This window comes from Nocardia sp. NPDC004582 (assembly GCF_053602115.1).
This window is the reverse complement of record NZ_JBSGCY010000020.1, coordinates 34,753-52,313: the sequence shown is the minus strand read 5'-3', so window position 1 is coordinate 52,313 and position 17,561 is coordinate 34,753. Positions and strand designations below refer to the sequence as shown.

Annotated in this window: 16 protein-coding genes; 8 read left to right on the top strand and 8 right to left on the bottom strand. The window is 68.8% G+C overall.

The features are described 5' to 3' along the window. The first annotated feature begins 117 nt into the window (after positions 1 to 117). The gene (locus ACWELJ_RS08840) at positions 118 to 3,279 is read left to right on the top strand and encodes a BTAD domain-containing putative transcriptional regulator (protein ID WP_452365594.1); all 3,162 of its coding nucleotides are present in this window, start codon (positions 118 to 120) and stop codon (positions 3,277 to 3,279) included. On the opposite strand, the gene ACWELJ_RS08835 is transcribed toward ACWELJ_RS08840, so the two are convergent. Next, positions 3,263 to 4,075 carry an ABC transporter permease gene (locus ACWELJ_RS08835; RefSeq protein WP_452365593.1) on the bottom strand — a complete coding sequence of 271 codons (813 nt, stop codon included), beginning with the start codon at positions 4,073 to 4,075 and terminating at the stop codon, positions 3,263 to 3,265. The two genes, ACWELJ_RS08840 and ACWELJ_RS08835, sit on opposite strands and share 17 nt — an antisense overlap. After that, positions 4,072 to 5,016: an ATP-binding cassette domain-containing protein gene (locus ACWELJ_RS08830; protein ID WP_452365592.1), complete on the bottom strand. Its 945-nt coding sequence runs from the start codon at positions 5,014 to 5,016 to the stop codon at positions 4,072 to 4,074. Before ACWELJ_RS08830 ends, ACWELJ_RS08835 begins: the two co-directional genes overlap by 4 nt. Positions 5,017 to 5,155: 139 nt before the next feature. Between ACWELJ_RS08830 and ACWELJ_RS08825 the strand changes: the two genes are divergently transcribed. Together ACWELJ_RS08825 and ACWELJ_RS08820 are read left to right on the top strand one after the other, a co-directional pair. Next, positions 5,156 to 5,458, top strand: a complete 303-nt coding sequence (locus ACWELJ_RS08825; RefSeq protein WP_452365591.1) for a hypothetical protein — start codon at positions 5,156 to 5,158, stop codon at positions 5,456 to 5,458. Then, positions 5,455 to 6,387 (top strand): formylglycine-generating enzyme family protein, encoded by a 933-nt coding sequence (locus ACWELJ_RS08820; RefSeq protein ID WP_452365590.1) that lies wholly within the window; start codon positions 5,455 to 5,457, stop codon positions 6,385 to 6,387. Before ACWELJ_RS08825 ends, ACWELJ_RS08820 begins: the two co-directional genes overlap by 4 nt. 44 nt (positions 6,388 to 6,431) lie before the next feature. Here ACWELJ_RS08820 and ACWELJ_RS08815 read toward each other — a convergent pair whose 3' ends face one another. After that, positions 6,432 to 7,058: an LppP/LprE family lipoprotein gene (locus ACWELJ_RS08815; RefSeq protein ID WP_452365589.1), complete on the bottom strand. Its 627-nt coding sequence runs from the start codon at positions 7,056 to 7,058 to the stop codon at positions 6,432 to 6,434. Positions 7,059 to 7,277: 219 nt separating this feature from the next. Further along, positions 7,278 to 8,687 carry a DUF1254 domain-containing protein gene (locus ACWELJ_RS08810; RefSeq protein WP_452365588.1) on the bottom strand — a complete coding sequence of 470 codons (1,410 nt, stop codon included), beginning with the start codon at positions 8,685 to 8,687 and terminating at the stop codon, positions 7,278 to 7,280. 186 nt (positions 8,688 to 8,873) lie between these two features. Here ACWELJ_RS08810 and ACWELJ_RS08805 point away from each other — a divergent pair, with 186 nt between their 5' ends. Both ACWELJ_RS08805 and ACWELJ_RS08800 read left to right on the top strand, forming a co-directional pair. After that, the gene (locus ACWELJ_RS08805) at positions 8,874 to 10,304 is read left to right on the top strand and encodes a DUF1254 domain-containing protein (RefSeq protein ID WP_452365587.1); all 1,431 of its coding nucleotides are present in this window, start codon (positions 8,874 to 8,876) and stop codon (positions 10,302 to 10,304) included. A 211-nt stretch (positions 10,305 to 10,515) separates the two neighbouring features. Then, positions 10,516 to 10,863, top strand: coding sequence for a DoxX family protein (locus ACWELJ_RS08800; protein WP_452365586.1), 348 nt, complete (start codon positions 10,516 to 10,518; stop codon positions 10,861 to 10,863). A gap of 9 nt (positions 10,864 to 10,872) precedes the next feature. Here ACWELJ_RS08800 and ACWELJ_RS08795 read toward each other — a convergent pair whose 3' ends face one another. From ACWELJ_RS08795 to ACWELJ_RS08780, 4 genes are read right to left on the bottom strand one after another with little or no spacing between them, the layout of a single operon-like run. Then, a complete protein-coding gene (locus ACWELJ_RS08795; protein ID WP_452365585.1) occupies positions 10,873 to 11,523 on the bottom strand; it encodes a GAP family protein in 651 nt (216 codons plus the stop codon). Beyond that, positions 11,520 to 12,539: a hypothetical protein gene (locus ACWELJ_RS08790; RefSeq protein ID WP_452365584.1), complete on the bottom strand. Its 1,020-nt coding sequence runs from the start codon at positions 12,537 to 12,539 to the stop codon at positions 11,520 to 11,522. The genes ACWELJ_RS08795 and ACWELJ_RS08790 overlap by 4 nt, the downstream gene beginning before the upstream one ends. After that, positions 12,536 to 13,867 (bottom strand): Dyp-type peroxidase, encoded by a 1,332-nt coding sequence (locus ACWELJ_RS08785; RefSeq protein WP_452365583.1) that lies wholly within the window; start codon positions 13,865 to 13,867, stop codon positions 12,536 to 12,538. The genes ACWELJ_RS08790 and ACWELJ_RS08785 overlap by 4 nt, the downstream gene beginning before the upstream one ends. Positions 13,868 to 13,878: 11 nt before the next feature. Then, complete coding sequence (locus tag ACWELJ_RS08780) at positions 13,879 to 14,400, bottom strand: hypothetical protein (protein ID WP_452365610.1); 522 nt, start codon at positions 14,398 to 14,400, stop codon at positions 13,879 to 13,881. 164 nt (positions 14,401 to 14,564) lie between these two features. Between ACWELJ_RS08780 and ACWELJ_RS08775 the strand changes: the two genes are divergently transcribed. The 3 genes from ACWELJ_RS08775 (at position 14,565) to ACWELJ_RS08765 (ending at position 17,534) form a co-directional block, all read left to right on the top strand. Next, complete coding sequence (locus ACWELJ_RS08775) at positions 14,565 to 15,578, top strand: AraC family transcriptional regulator (protein WP_452365582.1); 1,014 nt, start codon at positions 14,565 to 14,567, stop codon at positions 15,576 to 15,578. Positions 15,579 to 15,674: 96 nt separating this feature from the next. Continuing rightward, positions 15,675 to 16,598: an SGNH/GDSL hydrolase family protein gene (locus ACWELJ_RS08770; protein ID WP_452365581.1), complete on the top strand. Its 924-nt coding sequence runs from the start codon at positions 15,675 to 15,677 to the stop codon at positions 16,596 to 16,598. A 51-nt stretch (positions 16,599 to 16,649) separates the two neighbouring features. After that, complete coding sequence (locus tag ACWELJ_RS08765; protein ID WP_452365580.1) at positions 16,650 to 17,534, top strand: SGNH/GDSL hydrolase family protein; 885 nt, start codon at positions 16,650 to 16,652, stop codon at positions 17,532 to 17,534. Positions 17,535 to 17,561: the final 27 nt, after the last annotated feature.

The following is a 17,561-nucleotide window of genomic DNA, read 5'->3' as shown; positions in this document are numbered from 1 at the left end:
GTACCGGGCTGATGGGAGTAACTCTGATCGCCCGCGCTGACAGCGGGCTGACGCTGCCCTGACACGGCCGCTGACACAGGTTCTGCCTCGGTCCCGGGTTGACGGCACAATGGTCCGGTGCAGATCAGGATGCTTGGACCGCTCGAGATCCGAACCGAGGAGGGTGGATCCCTGGACGTGCCGGGTGTCCGGTTGCGGGCGTTGTTGATCGCGCTGGCCCTAGAACCCGGCCGCGCGGTCGCGAAAACCACACTGGTGGACTGGATCTGGGGCGAACAGCCGCCCGCCGACGCGGCGAACGCCTTGCAGGCGCTGGTGTCGCGGTTGCGAAAGGTGCTGCCGGACGGCGTGATCGACGTGCAGCCCGGCGGCTACCGGCTCACCGTGGCGCCCCGCGCGGTGGACGCGGTCCGCTTCGAACAACTGCTGGACGCGGCCCGCGGCGGCGCGGAGGCCCAGCAGGCGCAGGCCCTGCGCGAGGCGCTGGAATTGTGGCGGGGCGCGCCCCTGCAGGACCTCGCCGCGCAGGAGAACGCGGCCGTCGACGCCGCGATCACCCGCTTCGACAGTCTGCGTCTGGCCGCCGCCGAGGACCTCTACGAGACCGAGGTCCGGCTCGGCCGGGGCGCGGGCCTGGTCGCCGAACTGACCGAGCTGGTGGATCGAAACCCGGTGCGGGAGCGCCTCGCCGGTGCTCTGATGCGCGCGCTCGCGGCCGCGGGCCGGGGCGCGGAGGCGCTGACCGTCTACCAGCGCACCCGCGAGGCCCTCGCCGACGAGCTGGGCGTGGACCCCTCGCCGGAACTGTCCGCGCTGCATGTCGCGCTGCTGCGCGGCGAGGTGGGCGCGCAGCGCGAGGAGGACCGCCGCACCAACCTGCGCGCCGAACTGACCAGCTTCGTCGGCAAGCAGGCCGACCTCGACGCCGTGCGCGAACTCGTCGCGGCCCACCGGCTCACGACGGTGACCGGTCCCGGCGGCTCCGGGAAGACCCGGCTGGCCACCGAGACCGGCCGCGCCCTGCTCGCCGAGCTGCCGGACGGGGCGTGGCTGGTGGAGTTGGCCGCCGCGGGCGCGGGCGGCGACCTCGCCCAATCCGCGCTGGCCGCGCTGGGCCTGCGTGACGCGCTGCTCGGGGGCGCGCCCAACGCGGAACCCGTGGACCGGCTCATCGCCGCCGTCCGCGACCGCGACATGCTGCTGATCCTGGACAACTGCGAGCATGTGATCGAGGCCGCGGCCGCCTTCGCGCACCGCATGCTCGGCGAGTGCCGGCGACTGCGCATCCTCGCGACCAGCCGTGAGCCCCTGGGCATCACGGGCGAGGCGCTCTGGCAGGTCGAGCCGCTGGCCCTGCCCGCCCGGGACGCCGACGCCGCCGCGATCGAATCCTCCCCGGCCGTCCGGCTGCTGCGCGATCGGGCGAGCGCGGTGCGCAAGGATCTGGGGACCGATGCCCGCTCCCTGGCGACCATGGCCCGGGTGTGCCGGGCGCTGGACGGGATCCCGCTGGCCATCGAACTGGCCGCCGCGCGCCTGCGCACCATGTCGCTCGAGCAGCTGGCCGACCGCCTCGACGACCGGTTCCGGCTGCTGACCGGCGGCAGCCGCACCGCGATCCCGCAGCACCGCACGCTGCGCGCGGTGGTCGACTGGAGCTGGGAGCTGCTCACCGACGCCGAGCGAAAGGTATTGCGCCGCTTGGCCGTGTTCTCCGGCGGCGCGAGTCTGGAAGCGGCCGAACAGGTCTGCGCGGCCGCCGAGTTCGACGGTGACGCGGCGGTCGAGCAGTGGGAGGTGCTCGAACTGCTGACCACGCTGACCGAGAAGTCCCTGCTGCGCACCGCCGGTGACGACGAGCCGCGCTACCGCATGCTCGACACCATCAAGCAGTACGCGCACGATCGCCTGGTGGAAGCGGGTGAGTCCGACGCCGCGCGCCGCGCGCACCTCGCCTGCTTCACCGCCCTGGCCGCGACCGCCGAACCTCATCTGCGCCGCGCCGAACAGGTGCTATGGCTGGTTGTCCTGGACGCCGAGCACGACAATATCGCCGCCGCCATGCGTGGCGCGCTCGCCGCCGAGGACGCGCCCGGCGCCCTGGGGCTCGCCGCCGTGGCGGGCTGGTACTGGTGGCTCAGCGGCCACAAGGCCGAGGGCCTGGAACTGGTGAGCGCCGCCGCGGCCCTGCCCGGCGAGACGGTCGACGCGGAGACCCGGGCCACCGTGTACGGGCTGGTCGTGCACTTCGTGACCTCCGGCCCCGGCGACCAGCATCAGGTGGAGGAGTGGATCCACAAGGCGAGCGAGGTCAGCCGGGGCATCCACGCCAGTCATCCGGCCCTGGCCTTCCTCTCCGCCCTGGAACGAATGTTGCGGGGGCCGGAGGAGTTCCTGCCCGCCTTCGAGGCGCTGCTCGACGACGAGGACCCGTGGGTGCGGGCCCTGGCCCGGTTGCAGACCGGCAAGCTGCGGGTCGTGCTGGGCCGGGACGGGAATGAGGCCGACGAACAGCTGGAGCTGGCGCTGGCCGAGTTCCGGGCGGTCGGCGAACGCTGGGGCATGTCGTTCGCGCTGACCGAGCTGGCGGACCGGATCGCCATGCGCGGCGAATTCGGGCGCGCGTGTGCCTATTACGAGCAGGCCGTGGACGCCGCCACCGAGGTCGGAGCGATCGAGGACGCGGTCCGGATGCGGTCACGCCAGGCCCAGTTGTACTGGCTGCTGGGTGATTTCGATGCGAGCGCGGCGGCATTGACCGAGGCGCAGCGCTACGCCGATCAGGCGGCCTGGCCGAGCGGTCTGGCCGAACTGGCGTTGGCGAGAGCGGAATTGGCCCGCTGGAACGGTGACGGTCCCGAGACGCGCAGCCAGATCGCCTTCGCGACAACGATGTTGGGCGAGGACATGGGGCAGCCGTTCATGAGCGCGCTGATCCACGATCTGCGCGGCTACCTGGCCGAGGATGCCGGCGAGGCCAGAGCCGAACGCGCCGCGGCCTTCGAGGCGGCGGTCGCCGGCGGGCACGCCCCGCTGCTGGCCCGAATCATCGTCGGCATCGCCGATCTCGCCCTGCGCGACGGCCAGGACGCGCAGGCGGTGCGGCTGCTGGCGGCCGGTGACGCGGTCCGCGGGCTCGTCGATCGCTCGCATCCGGATGTGGCCCGCATCGAGCAGACGACACGAAGCCGCCTCGGTGAAGACGGCTTCACCGAGGCGGCGGGGGAGGGGTCGCGGGCGGACTGGCACGAGCTGGCCCGGGTCACGCTCGCTTGCTGAAAGTGGCTCGCGACCACAGGTATCCGACGATGGCGAACCCGGCGCACCAGGCCAGCGCGGCGGCCGTGTAGCCGCCCGACGGGTGACCGGTCAGGAAGCCGCGCAGGGCTTCGATGATCGGGGTGAAGGGCTGGTACTGGGCGAACTGCCGCACGCCCTGGCCCATCTGATCGGCGGGGACGATCGCGCTGCTGACGAACGGCAGCATGATCAGCGGCACCACCGACATGCCCGCCGACTCCGGGGTCTTGGCCGCCATGCCCAGCGCGACGGTCAGCCAGGAGGCCGCGAACGAGGTCGCCACCATGACGCCGACCGCGCCCAGCCATTCGGTGGCCGAGGCCGGGGACCGGAAGCCCAGGGCGAAGGCCACGCCGAGCACCGCGCCGATGGCGATCAGGTTGGTCAGCATGGTCGCCACCACGTGCCCGGTCAGCACCGCGCCGCGGGAGACGTCCATGACCTTGAACCGGTTGATGATGCCCTTGGCCATGTCCGAGCTGACCGACACCGCGGTGCCGGAGAGCCCGTAGCTGATGGCCAGCAGGATCATGCCGGGTGTCGCGTAGTTGATGTAGTCCTCGCCGACATTGAAGGCGCTGCCGAACACGTAGACGAAGATCAGCAGCATGATCACCGGCATCAGCGCGGCGTTGAAGACGGAGACCGGGTTGCGTGCGATGTGTTTGAAGTTGCGGCGCAACATGATCGCGGAGTCGCCGAGTGAGGCGGTCAGGCCGCCGGCGGCGCCGACGCGGTCGGTGGCGGTGGATTCGGTGGAAACGATGGTGCTCATGCTGCGTCGGCCTCCGTGGTGGCGTGCCCGGTCAGGGCAAGGAAAACGTCGTCGAGATCAGGGGTGTGGATGGAAACGTCGGTGGCCTCGACCGAGTGGTCGGCGAGCCGGTTCAGCAAGGCGCGCAGGGCATTCGACCCGCCGTCGCCCGGCACCTGGAGGGTGAGGGCCTCGTGGTCGGCGGTGCCGTCGGGCAGGATCCGGGCGGCCGCTTCCAGCTGTGCGCTGTCGCGGAACCGGAGCTGCAGGTAGCTGCCCGGCACCCGGCGCTTGAGGTCGTCGGGCGTGCCCTCGGCGACGATGCGGCCGCCGTCGAGGACCGCGATCCGGTCGGCCAGCTGGTCGGCTTCCTCGAGGTACTGGGTGGTGAGGAAGATGGTGACGCCGTCGGAGGTCAACTCGCGCACGATCTCCCACATGGTGCGCCGGCTGCGCGGGTCCAGTCCGGTGGTCGGCTCGTCGAGGAAGACGATGTCCGGCTTGGTCACCAGGGTCATGGCCAGGTCCAGTTTGCGGCGCATGCCGCCGGAGTAGGCCGAGGCCGGTTTGCGCGCCGACTCGGTCAGTTCGAACCGCTCGAGCAGTCCGGCGACCACCCGCTTGGCCTCGCTGCCGCGCAGGCGGTGCAGGTCCGCCATGAGCCGCAGGTTCTCCTCACCGGTGAGCAGGTCGTCGACCGCCGCGAACTGACCGGTGACCCCGATCGCCGCCCGTACCGCGCGGGTCTCGGTGGCGATGTCGTACCCGGCGACGCGGGCCGTCCCCCCGTCGGCCCGCAACAGGGTGGTCAGCACGTTGACCGTGGTCGTCTTGCCCGCCCCGTTCGGCCCGAGCAGCGAGAAGATGCTGCCGGTCGCGATGTCCAGATCGATGCCGTCGAGGATCGTCTTGTCCCCGTATGCCTTCCGCAGCCCCGAGGCCGCGATTGCTGTGCTGTTCATGGGGAGAACTTTCGCCCGCCCCCCTGATATCGGCCTGATGCCGGCCTGACACGGCGCCTGACAGGTCTGATACGGCTGTGACACGGCATTCGACCTGGGTTTGACGGCGACGGACATCCGATCGGACTACCGTTCAGTCATGGCAAGCAGGGACATCGTGGTGAGCGTCGGGGATGACGACTGGCTCGCCCTCAGTCATGCCGCCGAATGCGCCGGGATGAGCGTGGCGGCATACGTGGCCTGGGGAGTTCGGGTGCTGGCGCTCCAGGCCCGCCCGGGCGGCTCGAAGCGCCGCCCGTCGACGTCCCCGTCGGCGACCCGCCGCCGCGTGAAGATCGCCGACGAGACCGAGTCGATGGCCTGGACCGAGACCTTCTCCGAACGTCTCTCCCACCGCGCCGAGCGCTACCGCGGCCCGTCGGTGGGCTTCGACGAGCGATGACGACCCTCGGGATGAGCGTCAAGGGCATGGTGCGGGTGCCGGGCGGCAGCTTCGCCATGGGTTCGGAGGACTTCTTCCCCGAGGAGCGGCCGGTCCACACCGTGACCGTCGAGCCGTTCTGGATGGACGAGCATCCGGTGACCAACGCCCAGTTCCGGCGTTTCGTGAAGGCGACCGGATACGTGACGCTCGCCGAGAGACCGGTGGATCCAGCGGATTTCCCGGGCGCGGATCCCGCTGACCTGGTGCCGGGCGGGCTGGTGTTCCAGCGCACCGCCGGACCCGTGCCGCTCGACGACTTCCGGCGGTGGTGGGCGTATGTGCCGGGCGCGTCGTGGCGGCATCCGCGCGGCCCGGGCGGCACCCTCGACGGCTTGGACCGGCATCCGGTCACCCAGATCGCGCACCAGGACGCCATGGCGTACGCGGCCTGGGCGGGCAGATCGCTACCGACAGAAGCGGAATGGGAGTTCGCCGCCCGGGGCGGCCTGGCCTCGGCCACCTTCGCCTGGGGCGATGAGTTCGAGCCGCGCGGCCGCCGCCTGGCCAACACCTGGGCGGGCCGCTTCCCCTGGGAATTCCTGCCCGCCCGTGGACAATCCGAACAGCCCGGCACCACCGCGGTCGGAACCTATCCGCCCAACGGTTACGGCCTCTCGGACATGACCGGCAATGTCTGGGAATGGACCAGCGATCTCTTCACCGCCGACCACCGCCGACCCGCGCCCGCCTCCTGCTGCGCGCCGATCAACCCGGCGGCAGCGGAATCGGATGTAGCGGAGCGGTTTCCACGCCGCGTCACCAAGGGCGGCTCGTTCCTGTGCGCACCCAACTACTGCCTCCGGTATCGACCGGCGGCCCGGCAGGGGCAGACCGAGGACACGTCCACCTGCCACCTCGGGTTCCGAACGGTCATGCGCGAGGCTTGAACGACGACCGATCCCGGTGACGCCGGCCCCACTCCTCCGGCCCGCTACTTCGGGTTGGTCACCTCGGTCGGGAAGTCCCGATCGGGCGTCACGGTATGACCGTCGGCCCCCAGGGTGAGCGTCACGACCACCGGCCCGCCGGTGGGACAGCAACTGGCGTCACTGCCCGCCAGCCACCGGTACTGGACCTGCACACTGCGATCCGAGGACCCGACCACCTGCGTGTAGGACGTCCACTTCTTGGTAGCGGTCCCCAGGAATCCCGCATGGTTGAACAACAGCACATGCCACGGCGAACTGGCGGTCCCGCCTTCGGTATCGGCGAGCACCCACAGCAACTCCGGGCACGACCCGACCGCCGCCTCGGTCCCCTTGTACGCGAAGAACTTCGCGTCATTGACACTCGGCCCGACCTTCGCCAGCGCCGCCGTCACCACCGGCGACTTCAGGTCCACGCACTTCCCGTTGCCCGCGGTGGCGGGAGCCCCGCCACCCGCCGCCTGCGTCGTCTTCGGAGCCTGCTGTGCCTCCGAGGGCTGCACCGCCCCCGGCGCGGCGGGCGCCGCCGTGGTCGGCGACCCCCCGGACTTCGGTGTCGTCGTCTCGTCCTGACACGCGGCCGTCAACGCCAGCACACCGGCCAATGCGACGATCCCCGCCAGCTTCTTCATGAACAGTCCTCTCCCCTCGGTTCTGGACAGTTATCGCGCTCCGCCCGAAAAGCGTTGCGCCTCCTGACCAGTGGAGCGTGAACCGACCGGCCGCCACCGCCGTGCTGGGTGCTGCGATCGGAACGGCTTCATCCCGCTGCGCTCGGAGACCAGAGCCGGATTCGCGCTGCTGCGCTCGAATCCGAACTTGTCGGGCGGCGGTTCGAGTCGTGGTCCGGGTCAGGACTGCGGGGTGACCGCCGGTGGCTTCCAATCGCCGCTGGCGACTTGAGGTTTGGGCGCATAGAGGCGCATCGCCAGGCTGAAGGGGCCGGTCGCCGGGATCGGTAGCCAGTTGGCGGTGGCGACTTCGGCGGCGGGCTTGTCGGGTTGGACGATGATGTCCACGCTGCCGTCGGGGTTGGTGACCGGCGGGATCTGGTGGCCGACGGCGTAGATATTGTCGGGATTGTCGTAGAAGTAGCCGTCGGCGGCGTAGGCGGTGATGGACCAGAACGCGTCGGCGGGCGGGAGCTGCCCGGCGGGGAAGTGGATGCGGAAGCGGTGCGGGCCGTCCTTGTCGGCCGCGCTGCTGTTGTACATCGGGTAGATGGCGTCCTCGGGCAGATTCGCACCCAATCCGATGTAGGCGACATTCGCGCGCTGCATGTAGTTGGTCCCATAGGTGCCGAGGTCGGTTGCGAACTCCCAGCCGTTCTCATCCTTGGCCTGGGGGTCCTTGTAGGCGCTGATCTGCTTCTTGGCATCGATGGCCGCGGCGTCGAGCTGGTCCGCCGCCAGGGAATCCACGCTCGCGCCGGGCTTGATGCCCACGCTCGCGAAACGCTTCACCGCGTCGGCGTCCGCGGCGGCGGGCGGGTTGGCGGCCATCAGGGTGTCGAGCTTGTCGAAGAAGTCGCGGCCGTTCATATCGGCGACGGTCTTGGCGGCTTCACTGCCCGGGATCGGATCGGCGGGCGGGTTGGTCGTTCCCGGGGTCTGCTGCCAGGCGCTGAGCGGGGCGATCTTGATCTGGTCCTGGATCGCGTGCACGGTATCGAGATCGGCGGCGCCGTTGACCTGAACGCGGCCCAGGATCCAGGCCATGTTGGTGGGCATCGGCATCGGGGTGATGTCCTCGGGCAGCGCGCCTTTGAAGTCAGGGCCGGTGAAAGCGTAGGTGAACGGGCCCTCGTTCTTGCCGGACTTCAGCTGCGGGCGCACGCTGCTGGGATTGTGGGTGACATTGGTCCAGGCGTCCATGGTCTGCAGCAGCCAGTACCGATCCATCGCGGGCATTTGCACCACGATCGGCTCGGCGGAAAGATCAAGCCACGCTTGCGAATACAGGGTGTCCTGATTCATGCGGACGACCGTGCGGTTGGCCGCGTCGGGCAGGGTGCGGGCGTGGTAGAAGTGGTTCGCCGGGGCCGCGCCCGCGCGGGTGGCGTCCATGAGGACCAGCGGGTAGCCGAACGCGTAGGCGTCTGTCGCCACCGATTTCAGATCGCCTGCCGCGGCCGCGGCCGACGTCGTGGTGGATGAGGAATCCGAGGAACTGCTGCAGGCGGCCAATCCGGCCGCGGCAACCGATATCGCACCGGCCATCAGCACCGCTGACAGGCGGGACACGCGTGAGGGAACCGTCATAGCCAGACGGTAGCTACTGTCTTGGTAGTTCTTCGAGATTTCGCGGTGCGTGCCTCGTCGAGACACGCGCCACCGAGGTTCGCGCATCTGGCCTGCTCGGGCGGGAGGATTGGCCGAGTGCGCTGATCAGGTATCAGGACTGGTCGGCTCGTCGATGGGAGTACATGTATGCGACGGAGCTTATTGGTGCCGCTCGGGTTGACCGCCGCGATGCTGGCGACGCTGACCGGTTGCGGGAACTCCTCGGACTCATCGAATTCGACCGGCTCGTCCGCGAGTGCGGCGGTCGACTCGAAGCTGTCCGCCGATGAGGTGTACCAGATCGTGAAGCAGGGGTATGTCTACGCCTATCCGGCGATGCTCAGCGATCTCTCGATGCGTCAGGGCTCGAACTTCGCGAAACCTACCGGGCAGGTGTCGCAGGCCCCGGTCAACCAATTCAGCCACGCCACCGCGTTCACCCCGCCGGAATTCCACGCCGTGGTGCGACCGAACGTGGACACGCTGTACTCCATCGCCGACTACGACCTCACCGAGCCGATCGTGCTGTCGGTCCCCGCGGTCGACCGCTACTACCTGATGCAGATGTCGAGTATCTGGACCGACGTGTTCGACGCGCCGGGATCCCGTACCACCGGCAACGCGGCCCATGACTTCCTGCTCGCCGGGCCCGGGTGGAATGGCACCGTGCCGGATGGTCTGGAGCTGATCAAATCCCCGACGCGCCGCGGCAATATCATCGGCCGCACCCAGACCAACGGCCCCGAGGATTACGACGCCGTCCACAAGATTCAGGCGGGCTACAAGCTCACACCGCTGTCGAAGTGGGGCAAGGGTGACTACACCCCGCCCGAGGGCAAGGTCGACTCCAGTGTCGATATGAAGACCCCGCCGCCGGTGCAGATCGACAAGATGGACGCCGTCACGTTCTGGAACGGTTTCGCCGCGTTGCTCGAGGACAACCCGCCGGGCCCGTACGACTACCCGATCATGCAACAGCTGCGGCGCGCCGGATTCACCCCCGGCAAGGGTTTCGATCTGGCCAAGGCGTCCAACGACATTCGTGACGCGTACACACGCGCCACCACCGATGGCAACGCCCTGGTCCACCAGCTCGGGGCGCAGGCCTCGGGCAAAGGCCAGCCCGGCTGGATCTACTCCACCACCGGTGGCGCGTTCGGCGTCGACTACAACGCGCGGGCCGCGGTCGCCAACTTCGCCCTCGGCGAGAACCTCCCGCAGGACGCGGTCTATCCCTCGGGCACAACCGATGCCACCGGTGCGCCCCTCGACGGAGCGAACAACTACGTCATGCACTTCGACGCCGGGAAACTCCCACCGGTGCAGGGTTTCTGGTCGCTGACCGCCTACGACGCCGACGGCTACCTCATCCCCAACCCGATCAACCGCTACGCCATCGGCGACCGCAACAAGTTCACCCCCAACCCCGACGGCAGCGTCGACCTCTACCTCCAGGCCACCTCGCCCGGACCGGACAAGGAAGCCAACTGGCTCCCGGTCGCCACCGGCCCGTTCACCCTCATGATGCGCCTGTACTGGCCCCAGCAGTCCGTCATCGACCGCACCTGGACGCCCCCGGCGGTCACCCGCGCCTGATCTCCTGCTGTCACAGCGATGGCCCAGCGGACCGGTTCCGCTGGGCCATCGCCTGTTTCAGTGGTTGCGAGGGCCGGTGACAGCCGATGTCACACCTCGCCCGGCTGCGTCGTCACCTCGACGAAGCCGGCTGAGACGAGCGTCCCAGCCCGGCTGAGGATCTCGATGCCGGCAGCTATTGCCGTCTCCCGCAGGAAAATTGGAGTCAGTCATGTTCATCGCCTATGTCATCGTCACCGTCGTTGCCGCCGCCTGGGTCGGCTTCTCGGCGTTCTCGCTGTACCGCCGGGCCGAGTTCGTGGTCGACCCGCTGCGCCAGTACTCGGTGCCCGAGTCGTGGTGGACGCCGCTGGCGCTGGCCAAGGCGGCGGGCGCGGCCGGCCTGATCGCCGGACTGTTCATCCCCTTCGTCGGGGTGGCCGCCGCGATCGGCTTGATCCTGTACTTCGCGGGTGCGGTGATCACCATCATCCGGGCTCGCCACTACGGCAGCATCCCGTTCCCCCTGCTGTACCTGGTTCCCGTCGCCGTGGCCATGGGCCTGGGCTTCGCCGCCTGAGGGCGCACGTCAGAATCCGCTGACGCCCTTGGCGATCGCGGTGGTGCCCATGACCATGAACACCACCGCGATCACGGTGTGATTGTTCGCCTGCAGCCAGTTCTTCAGGCGGGCCAGGGCGCCGCGCAACTGATCGGCGGCGACGGCGTATCCGCCGACGGGGACGAGCACCGAGGCCGCGCCCAGGAGGACGAAGACGGTCACGGCCGCTGCCGTACCGGTCGGGTTCAGGCCCGCGGTGCCGATGGTCACGCCCGCCGTGATGCACAGCAGCAGGTTCTTCGGATTCAGCAGGGACACCAGCAGTCCGAAGCCCGCGGCCTTGGCGACCCCCAGTTCGTCGATGGCCTTTATCCACCCCGGAATCGAATCGTCCTTGCGGCTGCCCCACTGACGCACCGCGATGTACACCAGCAGCAGACCCATCACCGTCTTGATCACCGAGGCCGCGACCGAGGGCTGGCTCGCCGACCGCATCAAACCCGAGGCCGCCGCGGCGGTGACCAGGCCGGTCACCGTCACGATCCCCGTCACCCAGCCGAGCGCGAAGCCCGCGCTCGCCCGCCCGGCATTGGCGGACAGCAACATGAGGATGGCCGCCACCACCGGAATGGGCGAGAGCGCCACGCCGACCGCCAAGGGCAGCAGGTCCGCGATCACGAGGCCATCGCCGCGAGATTGCGCCAGAAGTTGGCGAGGCTGTCGGTGCCGCCGAACAGGGTGGTGAAGTTCGTGGAGTCGGCCATCACGATGTCGCCGGCGCGAACATCGGTGGGCGGCAACCACAGCAGGGTGTTGAACTCGGTATTGCCCGCCTCGGTGAACGGATGCGGCCGGGACAATTCGATCGGCTGGCGCGCCAGCAGTCGCACGGAATCGCTTTCCGGCTCGGTGAGTTCGTAGTGCGGCAGGTGCGGATGGAAATTGAAGGTGGTGACGTCGTCGAGCAAGCGCGGCGCGTCGAGGTCGCGGAAAGCGGTGAGCGGCGCGATCGACCGGGTGCCCTCGACGACCGCGGGCCGCAGTCCGTACACATTGTGGACCGGCACGTTCAGGGCCGTCATCAGCGAACGCGTGTACGCGCCGAAGCGCTGCTGGCGCGGCACCAGCGGATCACCGTGATGCTCGAACTCCATCTGACGCTGCTTCAGGTCATCGGTGAAACCGACATCGTGGTGCGGGGCGAGCAGCAGGCAGGTGCCCTCCCGCTGCAGCCACTGCTGGATGGCCGCGATCTCCTCCGGCGCCGCGGCCTCCTGCGCGAGCAGATGATCCAGGCCGAAGACCATGAGGGTGTCGGTGTCGGCCAGGATCCGCTCGTCGATCGGCTGCTTGTATCCGGCCTGGTCGATGCGCTGGAACACCGCCACCGGATGCCCGGTCACCTCACCGGCCAGCTGCTGGAAGTGCAGGGTCGAGCGGTGGAACAGTTCGAGGGTGCCCGCGATGCCCTGCAGGAAGTGCGCGGCATCGTATTCGGGGGTCTCGTAGGCGGGCCAGAGGGCCTGGCGCACCTCGGTCATGGTGGAGAAACGGTTATCCAGTTCGGCCGTGTCCCGCTGGGCCTCCCAGGGATAGCTCCACGTCCAGTAGATGCTGATGCGGCGCTTGCCCGGCGTGTAGGGGCGGGCCACGTGGGACTGGTTGTAGGTTCGGGCCGGAGTGAACGAGCTCATGCTTCCTCGCTGTCGGTGAGAGTGGTCAGGTAGCGCAGGGCCCGCAGCCCCGGCAGGAAGAAATACGCGCCACCGGTCACGGTGGTGAACGCGGGAATTCCCTTGATGGTCTTGCGAATCGGGTGTTTCGGGATCTTGTATTCCAAGGTGCCGTCGTGATTGCCGATGATCGGATCGCGCTCATTGCCGAGTTCGTGGAACGTCTTGTCGTTGACCCAGACGTTCTGCGCGAACTCGAACTGGCGCACCAGGCTCGCGCACAGGATGAACGCCGCGATCCCGCGGTCCGCGCCGTCCTCGGGCGTGCCCTCGGGCAGCTGTGGACCGTAGGTGGCGCCGCGCCGAATCATGCGGCGGCGCTGCATGTTCACGCCGGTGTCGCGCGGGTTCATGCGGCGGATGTGGGAGCCGAGCGGCACCGCGTAACCGTGCGGATCCATCTCCTTGTAGGTGAAATCGTTGTTGCGCGACAGATCCGCGCCCAGCTCCGGATCATCGGCTTCCGGGGCCAGGACCAGCGGCGCGCCACTGCGCCACCGGCCCATCAGCTTGGCCGCCACCATTTCCTGCTCGTCGGCGGTCTCGCCGTGCTCGGCCAGGAAGTCGCGGAACCGGCCCACGTGCTCGCGCAGTCGCCGGTAGGCCATGAAGGTGCCGTTGCGCGAAAGCACTTCGGGCTGCGGCAATTCCTTCGGTTCGCCCCGCTCGTCGGGGTAGCCCAGGATGAACTCCCCGGCCTTGACCGGCGCCCCGCTGCCGGGCGTGGGCTCCTCGCCGCTGCCTTCGATCACCGGCTGCGACAGGCGATCCCGGTACCCGAAATGGTCGTGCGCGTAGCCGAACGGCGGCACCGCCTCCAGGTCCAGCGAGGACAGCACGCTCACGCCCGGGCAGTCGGTGAGCAGGGCATTGTGGTCGGCCACCCGTCGTTCGCGTTCGGCGGCGTCCCGGGCGAAGAGGATCACGATGGCGTGCAGATCCTCGCCCGCGGTGCCGTCGACCCAGTGCTCGGGATGGTTGGCCCCCTCATCGCCCAGCACCTCCGACCGCGCGGCCATGCCCTGGCGGAATTCCTCCGGGAAGCTGGCCAGCGCGTCCGCGGGGACGCCCAGTGCGCGCAGCCCGTTCCAGGTGAAAGCCACTGACACCCACTGCTTGTCGGTGTCCACCGGGTCCTGGAGATCGGCGACCGAGGGCACGCGATCGGCCATGGCCGCGAGCCACGCGCGCGCCCCGGCCGGGTCGGTGAAGGAGAGGAACTCGTAGCGCCCGGTCAGCGCGGGCACCCGGGTCAGCAGGATGTGCTGGATATCGTCGAATTCGAGCACGATCGGTCCCGCTACTGCATCTCGTCGAGCATGGTCGAGAACGCCGACTTGAGTCGCAGCGCCTTCTTGATCTCGTCCGAGGTCACGTACGGGTATTCGCCGTACTCGAGGAAGCTCGGGAACTGGTGCTTCCGGAAGAACTCGATGGCGGCGGCCCGGTTGGTGCGCCAATCCTCGGGAAAGCCTTCGAGATTCACGAACGCGGTGGTGATGCCCGTGGACAGGAACAGGTCCAGGGCGTCCTCGAGGTATTTGTCGAAGTCGGTGTCGAAGATGCCCTGGTACTGGAAGGTGAGGCCGTCACCGATATCGAACAGCACCCAGCGCAGGTAGTGCAGCCGCAGGGGCGCGAGCACGGTCGGGTCCTGTTCGACCGCGGCCTGAATCACCTTGCCGTGCTCGCGGATCGCCGCCTCGTGGCCGGGCTTGACCTTGGCGATGATCGAGAATCCGTAGTTCGCGGGGGTGCGGGGATAGACCGGTCCGTACCGTCCCTGTTCGTAGTCGAAATATCCCGTCTCCGGCAGTGCCATTGCCGCCGGCTTGGACCAATCCTCGTTGCTCGTGGCCACGTTCTCGTCCTTCCACTTCGATCCGAATGCGGTAGCTGGAACATAACCAACTGTAGGGAGGGGAAAGGCTGGGCGCTTATCATTGCGGGACAGACTATTGATCATTTGGGGACATTGGAGATGCGTTGAAACCGCTCGCCCGCTACGCCGCGCTGAATGAGTACGTTGACCTGGGCAGATCGCTCGGGATCGACCCGGTGGGGCTGCTGCGCGGCTCGGGCCTGGACCCCGCCGGGCTGAGCCTCCAGGACCGATGGGTCCCCGCCGCCGCGATAGCCGACCTGCTCGAAAGCTCGGCCGCCGCGGCCGACTGCCCCGACTTCGGGCTGCGCCTGGCCGCCCGCCGGCGCTTCGCCAACCTGGGTCCGCTGAGCCTGGTCGTCCGCGAGGAACCCGACGTGCGCAGCGCCCTGAAGGTGATGTCACGGCACGAGGACACCTACAACGAGGCCCTGCGCACCCGCCTGACCGAACAGAACGGTCTCGCCACCATCCGCCTCACCCTCGACATCGGCCAGCCCGGCGAGACCCGCCAATCCGTCGAACTGGCCGTCGGCGTCCTGCACGGCCTGCTCGCCGGCTTCCGCGGCGCCGCGTGGCAGCCCGTCGAGGTCCGTTTCACCCATCCCGCCCCGCCCGACCCGCGCTCCCACTTCCGCACCTTCGGCCCGCATGTCACCTTCGGGCAGGACTTCAACGGAATCATCGCCTACACCAGCGATCTCGACGCGCCCAACGCCATGGCCGACCCCCAGCTGCGTGCCTACACCCAGCAGCTGCTGGACCCTGTCCTCCCCGTCCGCCCCGTCACCACCGCCGAACGCGTCCGCGAACTCATCGAACTACTCCTGCCCACCGGCCGCTGCTCGGTCGACAATGTGGCCCGCAGCCTGGGGGTCGACCGCCGCACCATCCACCGCCGCCTGGCCGCCGAAGGCGAGACCTTCAGCGCCCTGCTCGACTCCACCCGCGCCGAACTGGCCCGCCACCTGGTCGCCAACCCCCGCCGCTCGCTCACCGAGACCGCCGGCCTGCTCGGCTACTCCGCCCCCGCGAACTTCTCCCGCTGGTTCCGCCGCCACCACGGCTGCAGCCCCGCCGAATGGCGTCGCGCCCGGACCGCCGCCGAAACTCCCTGACCCGGCGCGAAACCGGGGGTAGGCGGGCCGCTGGTCGGATACGCTCCCGATCGGAATGAAAATGCAATGCTTCAGTGTGGATTCGGGGTGCCGATAGTGTCTGGTGGGTCGCTGGGTAATGGCAGGCGATGGATGTGCGCGGCCATCGCGGCGCTGGCCGTCACCACGGCGACGGCCGGCAGCGTCGTAGCGGACCCGGCCCCGGCGGGCAAAGAACTTGTGGTGCTGGGGGATTCGTTCTCCGCCAACGACTGGGACCATTTCGAGGGCAAGAACGACTGCAATCGGCACGGGGCCACGGCCTGGCCGGTGCAGCTGGCCAAGCTGATGGGCGTGTACGGCACCGAGCAGGTGTCGGACCCTTCGTGTCCCGGCGCGTCGATCGACAGCGGCCCCGGATGGACCATGGCCCAGCAGGCGCAGCGCGCGGACAAGGAGGGCGCGTTCGGGCCGAACACCAAACTGGTGACACTGCAATTCGGGATGAACGACAAATGGGGAACCTCGGATCAGACGCTGTTCAGTTCCCTGCAGTCCTGCGTGTTCAACCTCGAACTGGGGTGTGACCCGGACTCGGTCGAGCAGGGCCGGATGACCGACTACACCGGCGTCTCCGGTGCTTTGATGGCCAAGCGAATGAGCAATGCCGTCACCTACATCAAGTACTACGCCCCGAACGCCCGCATCGTGTTGGTCGGCTACCCCGAGGTCCTCACCCCGGGCAGCAGCACCATCTGCCTCTCCGTGCTGGGCGTAGCGCCGTTCGTCAACCCGCGCGGCCGCGCACTCGTGGAATTCCTCGACCGCATCGACGTGGCGCAGCGCGAGGCCGCCCAATTGCTGGGCATCGACTTCTTCGACGCCCGAGCGCTCTCCGTCGGCCACGACCTGTGCTCTCCCCAGCCCTGGCTGAACGGAATCCTCGACCCCCGCACCGGAATCGACGGCCTGCCCTTCCATCCGTCGACCCAGGGTGACACCGTCCTCGCGAACGCGATCCACACCCGATACGGATACTGACCTCGAGTGAAAAGATCTGCTTCATCGTGGATTCGGGGTGGCAGGCGGTGGATGTGCGCGGCCGTCGCCGCGCTCGCGGTCACCGCCACGGCGGGCAATGCCCCAGCGGATCCGGCCCCGGCGGGCAAAGAGCTTGTGGTGCTGGGTGATTCGTTCTCCGCGAACGACTGGAACCATTTCGACAATTCATACGGCTGCAATCGTCACGGGCCGACGGCCTGGCCGGTGCAGCTGGCCAAGCTGATGGGCGTGTACGGGACCGAGCGGGTGTCCGACGCCTCGTGCCCCGGCGCGTCGATCGACAGCGGGCCCGGATGGACCCTGAGTCAGGAAGCGGCACGGGCGGACATAGAGGGCGCGTTCGGGCCGAACACCGAACTGGTGACCCTGCAGTTCGGGATGAACGACAAATGGGGAGCATCCCGCCGGACGCTGTGGGATTCCCTGCATTCCTGCGTATTCAACGTCGAACTGGGGTGTGACCCGGAGTCCGTCGCCCAGGGCCGGATGACCGACTACACCGCCGTCTCCGGTGCGCTGATGGCCGGCCGAATGAGCAACGCCGTCACCTACATCAAGTACTACGCCCCGAACGCCCGCATCGTATTGGTCGGCTACCCCGAACTCTTCACCCCGGGCAGCAGCACCATCTGCCTCTCCGTGCTGGGCGTAGCGCCGTTCATCAATCCGCGCGGCCGCGCGCTGGTCGAATACCTCGACCGGATCGACCTGGCGCAACGGGAAGCCGCCCAGCTGCTGGGCATCGATTTCCTCGATACCCGCGCCCTCTCCGCCGGCCACGACCTCTGCTCGTCGCAACCCTGGCTGAACGGAATCCTGGACCCCCGCACCGGAATCGACGGCCTCCCGTTCCATCCGTCGACCCAGGGTGACGCCGTCCTCGCCAACGCCATCCACACCCGCTACGCCCGCTGACCCCGAGCGGGTAAGCGGGTATCGGAT

What these genes read in the sequence shown, in the direction of transcription:
- ACWELJ_RS08780 (WP_452365610.1), bottom strand. Translation starts at nt 14,400, where the DNA reads ATGGCACTGCCGGAGACGGGATATTTCGACTACGAACAGGGACGGTAC.
- ACWELJ_RS08800 (WP_452365586.1), top strand. Translation starts at nt 10,516, where the DNA reads ATGTTCATCGCCTATGTCATCGTCACCGTCGTTGCCGCCGCCTGGGTC.
- ACWELJ_RS08810 (WP_452365588.1), bottom strand. Translation starts at nt 8,687, where the DNA reads ATGACGGTTCCCTCACGCGTGTCCCGCCTGTCAGCGGTGCTGATGGCC.
- ACWELJ_RS08815 (WP_452365589.1), bottom strand. Translation starts at nt 7,058, where the DNA reads ATGAAGAAGCTGGCGGGGATCGTCGCATTGGCCGGTGTGCTGGCGTTG.
- ACWELJ_RS08790 (WP_452365584.1), bottom strand. Translation starts at nt 12,539, where the DNA reads ATGAGCTCGTTCACTCCGGCCCGAACCTACAACCAGTCCCACGTGGCC.
- ACWELJ_RS08765 (WP_452365580.1), top strand. Translation starts at nt 16,650, where the DNA reads ATGTGCGCGGCCGTCGCCGCGCTCGCGGTCACCGCCACGGCGGGCAAT.
- ACWELJ_RS08820 (WP_452365590.1), top strand. Translation starts at nt 5,455, where the DNA reads ATGACGACCCTCGGGATGAGCGTCAAGGGCATGGTGCGGGTGCCGGGC.
- ACWELJ_RS08835 (WP_452365593.1), bottom strand. Translation starts at nt 4,075, where the DNA reads ATGAGCACCATCGTTTCCACCGAATCCACCGCCACCGACCGCGTCGGC.
- ACWELJ_RS08825 (WP_452365591.1), top strand. Translation starts at nt 5,156, where the DNA reads ATGGCAAGCAGGGACATCGTGGTGAGCGTCGGGGATGACGACTGGCTC.
- ACWELJ_RS08830 (WP_452365592.1), bottom strand. Translation starts at nt 5,016, where the DNA reads ATGAACAGCACAGCAATCGCGGCCTCGGGGCTGCGGAAGGCATACGGG.